The sequence below is a fragment of the Pseudarthrobacter sp. PvP090 genome (assembly GCF_040547365.1).
Classification (GTDB): domain Bacteria; phylum Actinomycetota; class Actinomycetes; order Actinomycetales; family Micrococcaceae; genus Arthrobacter.
Map to the genome: position 1 here is coordinate 108304 of NZ_JBEPPO010000015.1, position 12108 is coordinate 120411.

Consider the following 12108-nt stretch of genomic DNA (forward strand, 5'->3'; position numbering starts at 1 on the left):
ATCACTTCCTGTTGCTAAAACCGCGGCTGAGCGACCAAAACTGATAGTGCAACACTGGCGGATGGTGGTGCTGGCCCTCGCCGTCGTGGCGCTCTTCGCGGCAACCGTGCTCCTGGGCAGCTACACCGTCACCATCCCGGACTTCTTTAGGATCCTGGCCGCGCACCTCACCGGCGGGGAGAAGATCCCGGGTGCGAGCTTCATCGTGATGGAGCACAAGCTGCCACGCGCCATCGTGGGGACGCTGATCGGCGCCGCGTTCGGCCTGTCCGGCGCGCTGTTCCAGACCATGCTCCGTAACCCGCTGGCCAGCCCGGACGTGATCGGCATCAGCTACGGTGCCAGCGCCGCGGCCGTGGCGGCGATTGTCGTCTTCGGCGCATCCGGTGCCCTGGTTTCGGGCGCCGCCTTTGCCGGTGCCCTGGCTGTGGCCGCCCTGATCTACGGCATCTCCCGCAGCGGATCCCTCGGCTCCGGGGGACAGCGGGGCGACGCCGCCGGCAGCCGGCTGATCCTGGCCGGAGTGGGCATCGCCGCCGCCCTCCACGCCGTGGTCAGCTTCCTGATGACCCGTGCGGATATCAGGACTGCCGCCGAGGTCCTGATCTGGCTCAACGGCTCACTCAACTCCGCAAACTGGGACCGGGCCGGAGTCCTCGGCATCGCACTGCTCGTGCTCGTCCCCGCCGTCGCGGTCCTCGCCGGCCCGCTGCGCATCCTCGAACTCGGTGACGACACCGCCGCGGGCCTCGGCGTCCGGGTTGGTGCGGCCCGGCTGGGCATCGTGGTCACCGCCGTCGGACTTGCCGCCGCGGCGACGGCGGCGGCCGGGCCCGTGGCGTTCGTCGCGTTCCTCGCCGGGCCGATCGCCCGCCGGTTCGTCCGCAGGGCGAGCCTGCCGGCGTCGGCCCTGACCGGCGTGCTGATCGTCCTGGTCGCCGACTACTTCGCCGCCAATATCGCGCCGCTGCTGCTGGCCGGAACGGTCCTTCCGGTCGGTGTGGTCACCGGCGCGCTCGGCGCCCCGTTCCTGCTCTGGCTGCTCGTCACTTCCAACCGAAAGGACGCCTGAGATGGCTACTCTCCAGACCTCCGGACTGCGGCTCAAATACGACCAGCGGACCGTGATCGAGGGGCTCTCTGCGGAAATCCCGGAGGGCAAAGTGACCATGATCGTCGGTGCCAACGCCTGCGGCAAGTCCACCCTGCTGCGGGGCCTCGCCCGGCTGCTCAAGCCTGCGGCCGGCACGGTGACCCTCGACGGGCGGGACATCCACCGCCGTCCCGCCCGCGAAGTGGCCCGCACCCTGGGCCTGCTTCCGCAGCACCCCACGGCACCGGACGGCATCACCGTCCGGGACCTTGTGGGCCGCGGCCGCTACCCGCACCAGGGTTTCTTCCGGTCCGGCCCGGCGGGCGGCTCCCCGGACGATGAGCGTGCCGTGCAGCAGGCGATGGCCGCCACCGAAACGCTGGACCTGGCCGGGCGCACCGTGGACGAACTCTCCGGCGGGCAGCGGCAGCGGGTGTGGATCGCGATGGCCCTGGCGCAGGAAACCGAAGTGCTGCTGCTGGATGAGCCCACCACCTACCTGGACCTCACCCATCAAGTGGAGGTCCTGGACCTCATCACCGACCTCAACCGGCAGCGCGGCACCACCGTGGCGATCGTGCTGCACGACCTCAACCTCGCTGCCCGGTACGCCGACCACATCATCGCGATGAAGAACGGACGGATTGTCGCCGAAGGCGCCGCCCGGGCTGTGGTCACCGAGGAACTCGTCCGCGAGGTCTTCGGCCTCGAGTCCCGGGTGCTCCCGGACCCGGTGTCCGGCGCACCCCTGATCATCCCGGTGGGCCGCCACCATGCCGCTGTACCGCAAACAACAACACTGGAGCTGGTCCCATGACTGCCACGAACCCCACCCCGGCCCGCGCCCGGCCGGCGCTCAAGACGCCACCGGCCACCGAGCCCATGACACTGGCCTTCGAGGTCCAGGTCACGGCTGTCCAGGAGCTCGGACCGAACTTCCGTCGGGTCACTCTGGGCGGCTATTCGTTGCGGGACTTCGGTGTCCACGGCAGCACCCTGGACCTGCGCATCAAACTCATGATCCCCTCGCTGGCTCCCGACGGCACCGCGTTGCCGTTGCCGGAATTCCGGATGGAGCAGGCCGGCTGGTACCGCGAGTGGCTGGCCATGGATCCTGAGACCCGCGGGTCAATGCGCACCTACACCGTGCGGCAGGAACGCCTCGACGCCGTCTACCCGGAACTCGACATCGACTTCGTGATGCACTTCGACGACGCCGGCCACGGCGGGCCGGCCGCCAACTGGGCGCGCAAGGCCAAACCGGGGGACACCCTGACACTGATCGGACCCAACAACCGGGCCGCGCACTGCGTCACCGCGGAAACCTACTCGGGGATCGAGTGGCGCCCGGGGCTGGCCCAGCGGGTCCTGCTGGCCGGAGATGAGACGGCCGTTCCGGCCATCAGCGCCATTCTCGAGAGCCTGCCGCCGTACTTCAGCGGTCATGCCCTCCTGGAGGTTCCGGAGGCCGGCGACTTCCAGGGCATCACAACAGCCGCCGACGTCGAGATCACCTGGCTCGCGCGCGGTGCGGCGATCGGCCGGTCACGTCCGCACGGCGAATTGCTGCAGGAAGCGGTCCGGGCCGCGGTGACCCTTCCCGGCTGGGTCGGCCTCCGGCCATCCGTTGAGCCTGCGGCGGGCCCCGAGCCCGAGGACGTCAACGTGGACCATGACATCCTCTGGGAGACTCCAGCGCGGATGGATGCCGCGGCGATCAGCGCCAGCCGGAATCCAGACAAGCCCGCGGGGGCAATGCCGTTCTACGCCTGGATCGCCGGTGAGGCGGGGGTCGTCAAGGAGATGCGCCGGTACCTGGTGCGGGATGTCGGGATCGACCGGAAGCAGGTGGCGTTTATGGGGTACTGGCGGCAGGGGAAGACCGAGCTCTAGGCGACGCTGCCGCAGCTTTTGCTCCTATAGTTCCGACGCTACTGCAGATTCGACGGTTCTCACGCCGACGCTCCCGCAGTTACTGCCGGATTTGCGGCTGCAGCCGCCGCTTTGCCGTCGCTTAGCGGTCGGCGATGCGCTCCTTTGCAAAGCACCGGCGGCGGCCTTGTGGCCGGCTCACCTGCCGTGCTCCCAGGGGTCCTTCCGGTCTTCCGTGGTCACCTCACCTGCTGTGCCCCGCTTGTTAACCCCGACGTCGTCCGGGTTGGCTAGCGTGGCGGCATGGTCGAGAACCTTCTATCCCCGGGCGCGCATGGGCGGCGCGTTTATGTGGCCCTGGGGGATTCCTTCACTGAAGGGGTGGGGGACTACAGTGCCCGACTCCCGAACGGGGTGCGCGGGTGGGCGGACCGGGTGGCGGAGCAACTGGCCAGGGCGGACCCGGGCTGGGAGTACGCCAACCTCGCCATCCGCAGCAAGAGGCTGCGGCAGATCATCGCCGAACAGCTCGAACCCGCGCTCGCCATGGAACCCACCCTGATCACCCTGTACGCGGGCGGGAACGACATCCTGGACCTCGGGACCGACATCCGCGCCCTGATGAAGGACTACGAGTACCTCGTCGCCCGGCTTGCCGCGAGCGGGGCCACGGTGGTGCTGTTCACCGGCTTCGACGTCAGGGTCTCGGCGCTGCTGGAACCCCTCAAGAGGCGGAACGCCGTCTACAACCAGCGGGTCCGCGAGGTGGCGGCGAGGTACGAGGCGGTGCTGGTGGACTACTGGTGCTTTGACGCGTTCTACGACCCGCGGATGTGGGATTCGGACCGCCTGCACATGTCCAAGGCCGGCCACAAGTATCTCGCCGGCCAGGTCCTGGACCAGCTGGGCGTTTCGCACAAGGTCAAGCCCAAGGAATGGGCGCCGCCGGCGAAACTCGGCCTCCAGGACTGGGGACGCCGGCAGCGGCGCTGGGTCAGGGACTGGGTGCTGCCGCTCTTCGCGCGCAAGCTCCGCGGCGTCACGCTCGGGGACGAGCTCAGCCCGCGGTGGCCGGAGCCGGTCAGGGTTCCGCCCAAGGCAGGACTGAAGAAACTGACCGCCAAGGTCCCCGCGGACTGAACTGTATTCCCCTGCACGGATTCCCTGCACAGGTTCCCCCGCAGGGGCTCAACCGCGCGGGCCGGCCGGCGTCAGCTGTCCAGCAGGTTCTCGTAGCCCGGCGCCACCCGGCTCGCATGGAACTCCTCGACGTCGAACTCGGCCACTCCGTTGACATAGAACGGGTCCTTGGCCAGCGAGGCGTCCAAGGCCTCGCGGTCCGCGTTGGAGAGCAGCAGGGCCCCCGTGCGCGGGATCTTGCGCCCCGCGACCATAAAGATGCCCTGGTCGAAGGCATCCTGCAGCCACGTCACGTGCGCCGGAAGATGGAAGTCAACGATCTCTTCGGGGACCTTGTAGGTCAGGGAGACTACATACATAGGGTCAGCCTAGCGCCTGTCCGCGGCGCCGGTGAGGGATTCTCCGCGTCACGTAATCCGACGAAGTTGAACCGTCAATCTTCAATGCTTCTAGACTGTACCCATGACTGAACCGCGCTGGCTGAACGCCGACGAACGCCGGGCCTGGCTGGCCCAAGTGAGCATCAACACCCTGCTTCCGGCAGCCCTGGACACACAGCTGCACCATGCGCGCAAGCTCTCCCTCTTCGACTACAACGTCCTCGCGATGCTTTCCGAGGCCGACGGCCGCTTCTTGCCCATGAGCGAACTGGCCGCGCGCACCAGCGCATCCCTGTCCCGGCTTTCCCACGTGGTGACCAAGCTGCAGAACAGGGGCTGGGTGGAGCGCCGTCCGCACCCCGGCGATGCCCGGGTCACGACGGCGCACCTCACCGACGCGGGCATGGCCACGATCGTGGAACTCGCCCCGGGCCACGTCGAGGCGGTCAGGTCGCTGTTCCTCGACGCCCTCAGCGAGGAGGACGTCGCCGACCTCGCCCGGATCGGCGAGAAGATCGTGGGCCGCCTGGATAAGGACCACTGGATCCTGCGGGAAAGCAAGCAGGCCTAAGGGCCGATCCGGGGCATTCCGCGGCACGTCATTAATACCCCGGGCTAGTGTTGGCGGTATGGAATCGCCGATCGACAGCTACCTGCGCCAGATCCACGCCGAGATCGCCGAGCTCAAGGACGGCAAGCCGTACAGCACCATTCCGGCCATGGCCAGCGTGGACCCGGACAACTTCGGCATCGCCCTGGCCACCGTGGACGGCAAGGTGTACGAGATCGGTGACACCCGCGAGGAATTCACCATCCAGTCCATCTCCAAGCCCTTCACCTACGGACTGGCCCTGGAGGACCTCGGCGCCGAGGCCGTGGACGCCAAAGTCGACGTGGAACCGTCCGGGGACTCGTTCAACGAGATCTCCCTGGCCGAAGGGACGGGCCGGCCGGCCAACGCGATGATCAACGCCGGTGCCCTCACCGCCACCTCGCTGATCAGGGGATCCGGCGGGCAGTCCGGGTTCAAGCGGATCCTCAGTACGTACTCCGCCTTTGCCGGCCGACAGCTCTCGGTCAGCGAGAAGGTCTTCGAATCCGAGCTCAAGCACGGCCACCGCAACACGGCGCTCGCGTACCTGCTGCGGTCCTTCAACATCATTGAGGACGATCCGACGCCGGTCCTGGAGGACTACTTCCGCCAGTGCTCCGTCCTGGTCAACTGCTTCGACCTCTCGATCATGGCCGCCACCCTGGCCAACGGCGGCCGGAATCCGCTCAGCGGCAAACAGGTGCTGGAGATCGGGCCGGTGGAACGCGTGCTCTCCGTGATGATGACCTCGGGCATGTATGACGACGCCGGGGCCTGGATCAGCAGCGTGGGGATGCCGGGAAAGAGCGGGGTGGCCGGCGGAATCATCGCCGTGCTGCCCGGCCAGGTGGGCCTGGCCGTCTATTCGCCGCCGCTGGATGAGCACGGCAGCAGCGTCCGCGGGCTGGCGACGGCGCAGCGACTCTCCCGGGACATGGAACTGCACTTCGTCCGTGCGGCCCGGACGGGCCGGTCCGCCATTCTCGCCGCGTACGACGTGACCGAGACGCCCTCGGGCATCCGCCGGAACGACGAGGCCGCCGACGTCCTCCGTGCCCACGGCCACCGGGCCCGGGTGATCGAAGTCAACGGCGACCTGCTCTTCGCCGGAACCGAGTCCATGGTGCGCGAGCTCAGCAGCCTGGCGGACGACGTCGAGCTGGTGGTCCTGGACGTGCGCCGCACCGACCAGGTCAGCGAGGTTGCCGTGCGCATGCTGGCCAAGGCCAGGGAGGGGATGGCCGACGCCGGCCGGGAGCTGGTGCTGGTTGAGGCGGACGGGTCCGTCACGGAGGCCCTGGGGCCCTCAGTGCAGCGCCAGGTGCCGTCCTTCGCGACGCGGAGCGCCGCCGTCGAATACTGTGAAAACCGCCTGCTGGAGCGCCACGGGAACCACCTGCTGCTCCCGGACCGCGTGCCGGTCACCGCGTCGCCCGCGCTGGCGCCGCTGGACGAGGCAGACGCTGCATTGCTGGAAGCGCTCATGACCCCGAAGTCCTACGACGACGGCGACGTCATCCGCCGCGTCGGCCTGCGGTTCGGCGGGGTCTACTTCATTACCTCCGGAAGGGTCAGCAGCACGTCCCCGGGGCCCACTGCGGACCGGGTGAAGCTGAATACGCTCAGCGCCGGCATGACCTTTGGCGAACTGGCGCTGGGCAGCGGCAACCGGCAGGAAACCACCGTCCGGGCAGTGGGCCCGGTGGAAGTCATGGTGCTCAGCGCGGAGGCGATTTCCGAGCTGGAAGCCGCCGACCCGCGCCTGGCCATCGCCCTCTGGAAGGCCCTGACCCGGGACGCCTACACCCGGGTGGAGCAGTACCTGCGCGAATCGGCGGTCCGGATCCGCGAATAGCGGCCCTGCCGGTTTGTTAGGGCAGGCTGGTTTGGGCCCACTTTGTTTGCTTGGAGCAACTGCTGGCAGACTGGATTCATGGATTTCACGTCCCGCTATGTGGCCCTTGGAGACTCCTTCACGGAAGGCGTCGGCGACGACGACCCCGCCCGCCCCAACGGCGTCCGGGGCTGGGCGGACCGGGTGGCCGAGCAGCTCGGCGCCGCCGATCCGGGCTTCGGGTACGCCAACCTCGCCATCCGCGGCCGGAAGCTCCGCCAGATCATGGCCGAACAGGTGGATGCAGCCGTCGCGCTCAAGCCGACACTGGTGAGCATCTACGCCGGGGCCAACGACATCCTCCGGCCCAAGGTGGACATCGACGATCTGCTGGTGGACTACGACGCCGGCATCCGCAAGCTCACGGCCACCGGCGCAACCGTGGTGCTGTTCACCGGGTTCGACTCCCGCGGCTCGAAGATCTTCAGCACCACGCGCGGACGCACCGCCATCTACAACGAACTGGTCCGCGGCATTGCCGGTGACCACGGCGCCCTCCTGGTGGACTACTGGCGCTTCAGCGAGTACTACGACTGGGGGATGTGGGCGAGCGACCGGATGCACATGTCCGCCGCGGGCCACGCGAACATGGCCAAGCGCGTCCTCAGCGTCCTGGAGCACGACCACTCCATCGACGTCCCGCCCATGACCCCGGTACCGGAGCTCAACCGGGCCGAGGCTATCCGCGCCAACGCCCGCTGGGTCCGCGAATTCGCCGGACCGTGGGTGGTCCGCCGCGTCACCGGGAAGTCGTCCGGCGACGGACTGACGCCGCGCTATCCCCAGCTCACGCACCTCTAGCCGCGGAACCCCGGCGTCGCGAGCAGTTCCCCGCTGCCGAGGACGGCGAGTACCTCCACGTCCCAGCTGTCGGTGGCCCAGTCCAGCATCCGCCTCCCGCCCGCGACGACGGCCGTCGCGAGCACGTCGGCGGTGAGAATGTCCGCGGCAGCCACCGACACCTGGCGGAAGTCCAGGGGCCCGAGTCCGGCCCCGCCGCCTCGGGCCCTGCCTGCTCCGGCCCGCCAGATGTGGTTGCCGCGCTCGGCGGTCCCGGACGTTGCCAGCGCGGCGAAGCGGCCGGCGCCGCCCAGGGGAAAGCCCGAGAGCAGCGACCGCCGGTCCTGCGGATCCACGATGCCGGCCAGCCACGGGGCCCCGTTTCCTGGCGCGGGCGAGCCGCTCACGAGCACGTCGCCGCCAGCGTTCAGGCACCAGTCCTCCATGCCGGCGGACTCCAGCGCCACGGCTGCCTGGTCGATGGCGTAACCCTTGATGATTCCGGAGAGGTCCAGCACGCCGTCGGGCCGCTCGGGTGTGAAGAATCCGCCGGTCAGCAGCCGCCACCCCGTGGCGTCCGCAAAGCGGGCACGGAAGGCCGCCGAGGCGTCCCGGAGTGTGACCTCGCCGCGGGCCAGCCGGCTCGCCTCAGAATCGGGGAGGTAGAGGCTGAACGTCGCGTCCAGACCGGCAAACACGCGTTCGACGGCGGCCGTGGCATCCTCCAGGACTTCCTCGCCGTCCAGGGCAGCGCCGGCGGGCAGGGCGAGGCTGATAACGGTCCCCATGCACTGGAAGGTCCTGCTTTTCAGGGCGGGGCTGCCCTGGGCGAGGCTGCTCTGCGCCGGGCTCCCGGCGGGCGAAGGCTTAGAGGTTCGCTGCATCGAGGGCTGCCTGAAGCGAACTCAAATACGCGTCACTGGTGACGGTGGCGCCGCTGATGGTCTGCACCTGGGCGGACTGGGCCTTGATGACCGCGGCCCGCAAGAGCGGAGCGGCCCGGTTGCTGATTTGCACCGACTTGCGGTCGTCGTCGGTCAACTGGAGGGCGGTGACGTCCGTGATCGCACCGGCCTTCACGGTGATCTGCACCTGGACGGCGCCGAAACGGGTCTGGACGACACTGCCGGCGTAGGTCCCGGCGGCCTGCGCCGCGGCCCCGGCAGAACCGGAGGAGCCCGTGGATCCGCTGGAGGAACTTGAGCCGGAAGATCCGGAGGAGGTCCCGCTGCCCGCTCCCGACCCGGACGACGACCCGGACGAGGTGGCGGCGGACGAAGTCGCCGCCGCGCTCCCCGTGTCCGCGACGTGCGCACCGGACTGCCAGCCAACCAGGAGGATCCCGGCGGAGGCCAGTGATGCTGAAACCGCTGCGCGTATTCTCACCAGTCGAACCTTTCGTTGTGGATTTGTTCTTCGGGGACACCGGCCGCGCGGGCTTCGCCGATCACGCTGCGCGCCCAGGCGGACGGGCCGCAGATGTACACGTCGGCGTCGGCGATGTCCGGGGCGTAGCTGGCCAGCCGGTGTCCTGAACGGACGGCCGATTCGGGCAGCCAGCTTTGTCCGCCGGCGGTCCGGGGGCCGGTGAGGTGGAACAGCGTGGCGCCGCGGCGGCGGCAGAGTTCCAGGATTTCGTCGCCCAGGTACAGCTCCTGCTCGCTGTGGCCGCGGAGGATCACGGTGGCACTGCCCGGTTCAAAGGGGGTGCTCTCCAGCAGGGCGCGGATCGGGGTGATTCCAATGCCTGCTCCGATCAGAACGACGCGGTTCCGGCTGCGGGCCGCGGTGCTGAAGAGTCCGTAGGGGCCCTCGATTGCCACCCTGGTTCCGGACGTCAGCCTGGCCAGCTGCGCCGAGCCCCGGCCGAGGTTGCGCACGGTGATCCGCAGTGTGCCCCGGCCCGGAGAATCGAACAGCACGGGCTCCGCGGAGAGGCTGAAGGGGTGCGGATGCCACCAGGCGCCCGGGGAGAGGAACCTCCAGACGAAAAACCTGCCGCCGTTACCGGCCAGTTCGTCGAGATGGCGGCCCGACAGTTCAATGCTGACGACGCCGGGACCCTCGGTGACGACACGGCTCACCGCGAGCCGATGCCGGGCGGTGGCCACGAGTGGCTCCAGAAAGCGGTAATGCGCCAGGGCGGCGCCGGTTCCGATGCAGATAGCCAGCCAGTACCAGCGCTGCCAGGTGCCCTCGGCGAACAGCCCGCCGACGCTGAACTGATGCGGGATCGAGGTCAGCACCGCGGCATACGTCAGCAGGTGGACGGCGTACCAGAGCTCGTAGGGGAACCGCCGCCGGACGGCCACGAGCGAGGTGGCCACCACGGCGATGAACAACCCGACCGACACGATGGCGAGCCACATGTCGGGGACCAGCACCCAAAGGGCCACGAGCTCACTGAACGGATCGAGCCCGTCGGCCATCCCGTATCCGATAGCTATGAGGATTCCGTGCGCGAGCAGCAGGTACAGCGACGGCTTGCCGAGTTTGCGGTGGAATTCCAGCGCCCGGTCGTGCCCGACGGCGCCGTCGATTACCGGGAGACGCGCCGCCAGCAGCAGCATCAGCAGCACCAAGTCCATACCGGCGAGGCCGGCGACGATTCCCAGGGCCGTGAAGGAGCCGGCGAGCGTCGAGAATCCGGCGGCCCCGCCGTCGGCGAGCCACAGTGCGACGGCAAAGGCCACTGAAGACCACGCGAGCACGGTCAGCAGGTCCGCCCGGAACAGGCGGCTCCGGGACTGACGGCGGAACCGCTCCGCAGGAGTGCGGCGCGCCGTGGCCGTCACGGCCATCTGGGTTGAGGAGTTCATGGCTCCACGGTCCGCCCGCGACCTATCAATTGGCTGTGAAACCGCTAGGGTGCCCATGTGACTTCCGGCGGCCCTTATACACCGCCGGATACCGGATTGGTCTTTAATTCGTCAAGCTCGTAGACTTGGTAGGCGCTAGGTGGCGCGGAGCGTGTGCAATTGCTCCGGTTGGCGGGATTTGTCTGCAGTATTGGCAGTCCTGATGGCCGGTAGTTAGGGGCTCAAGTTGCGTGCACTCCTGTATTCGCCCAGCATCCCGGTACTTCGCGGTGGCTATCCGAAAGGATTCCGCCGCCCGGTAACCGTGGCCCACAATCTTCGCCGCAGTGCGGAACGCAGCCGGTTTACGCCACTGCCCGACCACTGCCGAGACCTGTGGGCGCTGGATGCGGACGCCGCCTTGTCGCACGGTTACGCGGGAACTCCGCAACCGTTTCATTTATTTTTGAGGAGAGTCGTCATGGCAGCACACTGCCAGGTGACCGGAGCCGAGCCGGGCTTTGGACACAGCATTTCGCACTCGCACCGACGCAACAAGCGTCGGTTCGACCCGAACATCCAGAAGAAGCGCTACTGGGTTCCGTCCCTGCGCCGTAATGTCACTTTGCAGCTCTCTGCAAAGGGCATTAAGACCATCGACGTGCGTGGCATCGACGTAGTCGTAGCCGCCATCCTGGCACGAGGAGTGAAGCTCTAGTGGCTAAGGACAAGGACGTACGTCCGATCATCAAGCTCAAGTCGACCGCGGGCACGGGTTACACCTACGTGACGCGCAAGAACCGTCGTAACGACCCGGACCGCATGGTTCTGAAGAAGTACGACCCCCGCATCCGTAAGCACGTCGAATTCCGAGAGGAGCGCTAAACACATGGCTAAGAAGTCAATGATCGCTAAGAACGAACAGCGTAAAGTCATCGTTGAGCGTTATGCTGCAAAGCGCCTCGAACTGAAGAAGGCTCTGGTTGACCCCAACTCGACCGACGAAGTTCGCGAAGCTGCACGCCTCGGCCTGCAGAAGCTGCCCCGCAACGCCTCACCGGTACGTCTGCGTAACCGCGACATCATCGATGGCCGCCCGCGCGGTACCTTCCAGAAGTTCGGCATCTCCCGTGTTCGCTTCCGCGACATGGCTCACCGCGGTGAGCTCCCGGGCATCACGAAGTCTTCCTGGTAACTCAGCACTCCTGAAGCCAGTGGCTTGAAGAAGGGCCGGCAACCATGTGGTTGCCGGCCCTTCTTGCGTTTAAAGCCCGACGGCGGATGGATAGTTACAGCCCGACGGCGGACGCGGCGGGGTCGAGGGTCGCTGGTGCCGGGTGAAGCCAGCGTGTGAGCCAGTACACAGGAACCCGGTTTCGCTGTTCCGGCCGGTGCGGGGTTGGCCGGGGGCTTGGTTTCGGTGTGGTGGCGGGGTTTTTGGGGGTGTGGGGGTGGTTGGTTGTCCGATTTGTGTGTGGTCGTGGTGGCGTGTAAAGTAATTCGAGTCGCCGCCGCTGATGCGGAGAGATTGCGACCGACCCCCTGATGAACAGCCTGGA

General features: G+C 67.9%; 14 protein-coding genes. 10 read left to right on the forward strand and 4 right to left on the reverse strand.

What is annotated here, in order from left to right:
• The first annotated feature begins 61 nt into the window (after nucleotides 1-61).
• The 4 genes from ABIC21_RS17075 (at nucleotide 62) to ABIC21_RS17090 (ending at nucleotide 4105) form a co-directional block, all read left to right on the forward strand.
• Nucleotides 62-1072 carry a FecCD family ABC transporter permease gene (locus tag ABIC21_RS17075; protein WP_354351586.1) on the forward strand — a complete coding sequence of 337 codons (1011 nt, stop codon included), beginning with the start codon at nucleotides 62-64 and terminating at the stop codon, nucleotides 1070-1072.
• Between the two features lies 1 nt (nucleotide 1073).
• The gene (locus ABIC21_RS17080) at nucleotides 1074-1910 is read left to right on the forward strand and encodes an ABC transporter ATP-binding protein (RefSeq protein WP_354351573.1); all 837 of its coding nucleotides are present in this window, start codon (nucleotides 1074-1076) and stop codon (nucleotides 1908-1910) included.
• A 65-nt stretch (nucleotides 1911-1975) separates the two neighbouring features.
• Entirely contained in the window at nucleotides 1976-2986 is a 1011-nt protein-coding gene (locus ABIC21_RS17085) for a siderophore-interacting protein (protein WP_354351587.1), read from the forward strand.
• A gap of 282 nt (nucleotides 2987-3268) precedes the next feature.
• Nucleotides 3269-4105, forward strand: coding sequence for an SGNH/GDSL hydrolase family protein (locus ABIC21_RS17090; protein WP_354351574.1), 837 nt, complete (start codon nucleotides 3269-3271; stop codon nucleotides 4103-4105).
• A gap of 71 nt (nucleotides 4106-4176) precedes the next feature.
• On the opposite strand, the gene ABIC21_RS17095 is transcribed toward ABIC21_RS17090, so the two are convergent.
• Entirely contained in the window at nucleotides 4177-4464 is a 288-nt protein-coding gene (locus ABIC21_RS17095; RefSeq protein WP_354351575.1) for a YciI family protein, read from the reverse strand.
• Between the two features lie 103 nt (nucleotides 4465-4567).
• Between ABIC21_RS17095 and ABIC21_RS17100 the strand changes: the two genes are divergently transcribed.
• From ABIC21_RS17100 to ABIC21_RS17110, 3 genes are all read left to right on the forward strand, one after another.
• Complete coding sequence (locus ABIC21_RS17100; RefSeq protein ID WP_354351576.1) at nucleotides 4568-5056, forward strand: MarR family winged helix-turn-helix transcriptional regulator; 489 nt, start codon at nucleotides 4568-4570, stop codon at nucleotides 5054-5056.
• 58 nt (nucleotides 5057-5114) lie between these two features.
• Nucleotides 5115-6932, forward strand: a complete 1818-nt coding sequence (gene glsA / locus ABIC21_RS17105) for a glutaminase A (RefSeq protein WP_354351577.1) — start codon at nucleotides 5115-5117, stop codon at nucleotides 6930-6932.
• 78 nt (nucleotides 6933-7010) lie between these two features.
• Nucleotides 7011-7772: an SGNH/GDSL hydrolase family protein gene (locus ABIC21_RS17110; protein ID WP_354351578.1), complete on the forward strand. Its 762-nt coding sequence runs from the start codon at nucleotides 7011-7013 to the stop codon at nucleotides 7770-7772.
• Here the strand turns inward: ABIC21_RS17110 and ABIC21_RS17115 are convergent.
• The 3 genes from ABIC21_RS17115 to ABIC21_RS17125 all read right to left on the reverse strand — a co-directional run bounded on the left by ABIC21_RS17115 (nucleotide 7769) and on the right by ABIC21_RS17125 (nucleotide 10570).
• A complete protein-coding gene (locus tag ABIC21_RS17115; protein WP_354351579.1) occupies nucleotides 7769-8539 on the reverse strand; it encodes an FAD:protein FMN transferase in 771 nt (256 codons plus the stop codon). The two genes, ABIC21_RS17110 and ABIC21_RS17115, sit on opposite strands and share 4 nt — an antisense overlap.
• A 79-nt stretch (nucleotides 8540-8618) precedes the next feature.
• Nucleotides 8619-9137: an FMN-binding protein gene (locus tag ABIC21_RS17120; protein WP_354351580.1), complete on the reverse strand. Its 519-nt coding sequence runs from the start codon at nucleotides 9135-9137 to the stop codon at nucleotides 8619-8621.
• Nucleotides 9134-10570 (reverse strand): ferredoxin reductase family protein, encoded by a 1437-nt coding sequence (locus ABIC21_RS17125; protein ID WP_354351581.1) that lies wholly within the window; start codon nucleotides 10568-10570, stop codon nucleotides 9134-9136. Before ABIC21_RS17125 ends, ABIC21_RS17120 begins: the two co-directional genes overlap by 4 nt.
• A gap of 460 nt (nucleotides 10571-11030) precedes the next feature.
• Here ABIC21_RS17125 and rpmB point away from each other — a divergent pair, with 460 nt between their 5' ends.
• The 3 genes from rpmB to rpsN are packed head-to-tail and all read left to right on the forward strand — an operon-like array spanning nucleotide 11031 to nucleotide 11744.
• Nucleotides 11031-11267, forward strand: coding sequence for a 50S ribosomal protein L28 (rpmB, locus tag ABIC21_RS17130; RefSeq protein WP_056342125.1), 237 nt, complete (start codon nucleotides 11031-11033; stop codon nucleotides 11265-11267).
• Complete coding sequence (rpmG, locus tag ABIC21_RS17135) at nucleotides 11267-11434, forward strand: 50S ribosomal protein L33 (RefSeq protein WP_011693743.1); 168 nt, start codon at nucleotides 11267-11269, stop codon at nucleotides 11432-11434. Before rpmB ends, rpmG begins: the two co-directional genes overlap by 1 nt.
• 4 nt (nucleotides 11435-11438) lie before the next feature.
• Complete coding sequence (rpsN, locus tag ABIC21_RS17140; protein WP_026266887.1) at nucleotides 11439-11744, forward strand: 30S ribosomal protein S14; 306 nt, start codon at nucleotides 11439-11441, stop codon at nucleotides 11742-11744.
• Nucleotides 11745-12108: the final 364 nt, after the last annotated feature.

Coding starts and splice junctions, on each gene's coding strand:
- ABIC21_RS17075 (WP_354351586.1), top strand. CDS start 62: ATGGTGGTGCTGGCCCTCGCCGTCGTGGCGCTCTTCGCGGCAACCGTG.
- ABIC21_RS17080 (WP_354351573.1), top strand. CDS start 1,074: ATGGCTACTCTCCAGACCTCCGGACTGCGGCTCAAATACGACCAGCGG.
- ABIC21_RS17085 (WP_354351587.1), top strand. CDS start 1,976: ATGACACTGGCCTTCGAGGTCCAGGTCACGGCTGTCCAGGAGCTCGGA.
- ABIC21_RS17090 (WP_354351574.1), top strand. CDS start 3,269: ATGGTCGAGAACCTTCTATCCCCGGGCGCGCATGGGCGGCGCGTTTAT.
- ABIC21_RS17095 (WP_354351575.1), bottom strand. CDS start 4,464: ATGTATGTAGTCTCCCTGACCTACAAGGTCCCCGAAGAGATCGTTGAC.
- ABIC21_RS17100 (WP_354351576.1), top strand. CDS start 4,568: ATGACTGAACCGCGCTGGCTGAACGCCGACGAACGCCGGGCCTGGCTG.
- glsA (WP_354351577.1), top strand. CDS start 5,115: ATGGAATCGCCGATCGACAGCTACCTGCGCCAGATCCACGCCGAGATC.
- ABIC21_RS17110 (WP_354351578.1), top strand. CDS start 7,011: ATGGATTTCACGTCCCGCTATGTGGCCCTTGGAGACTCCTTCACGGAA.
- ABIC21_RS17115 (WP_354351579.1), bottom strand. CDS start 8,539: ATGGGGACCGTTATCAGCCTCGCCCTGCCCGCCGGCGCTGCCCTGGAC.
- ABIC21_RS17125 (WP_354351581.1), bottom strand. CDS start 10,570: ATGAACTCCTCAACCCAGATGGCCGTGACGGCCACGGCGCGCCGCACT.
- rpmB (WP_056342125.1), top strand. CDS start 11,031: ATGGCAGCACACTGCCAGGTGACCGGAGCCGAGCCGGGCTTTGGACAC.
- rpsN (WP_026266887.1), top strand. CDS start 11,439: ATGGCTAAGAAGTCAATGATCGCTAAGAACGAACAGCGTAAAGTCATC.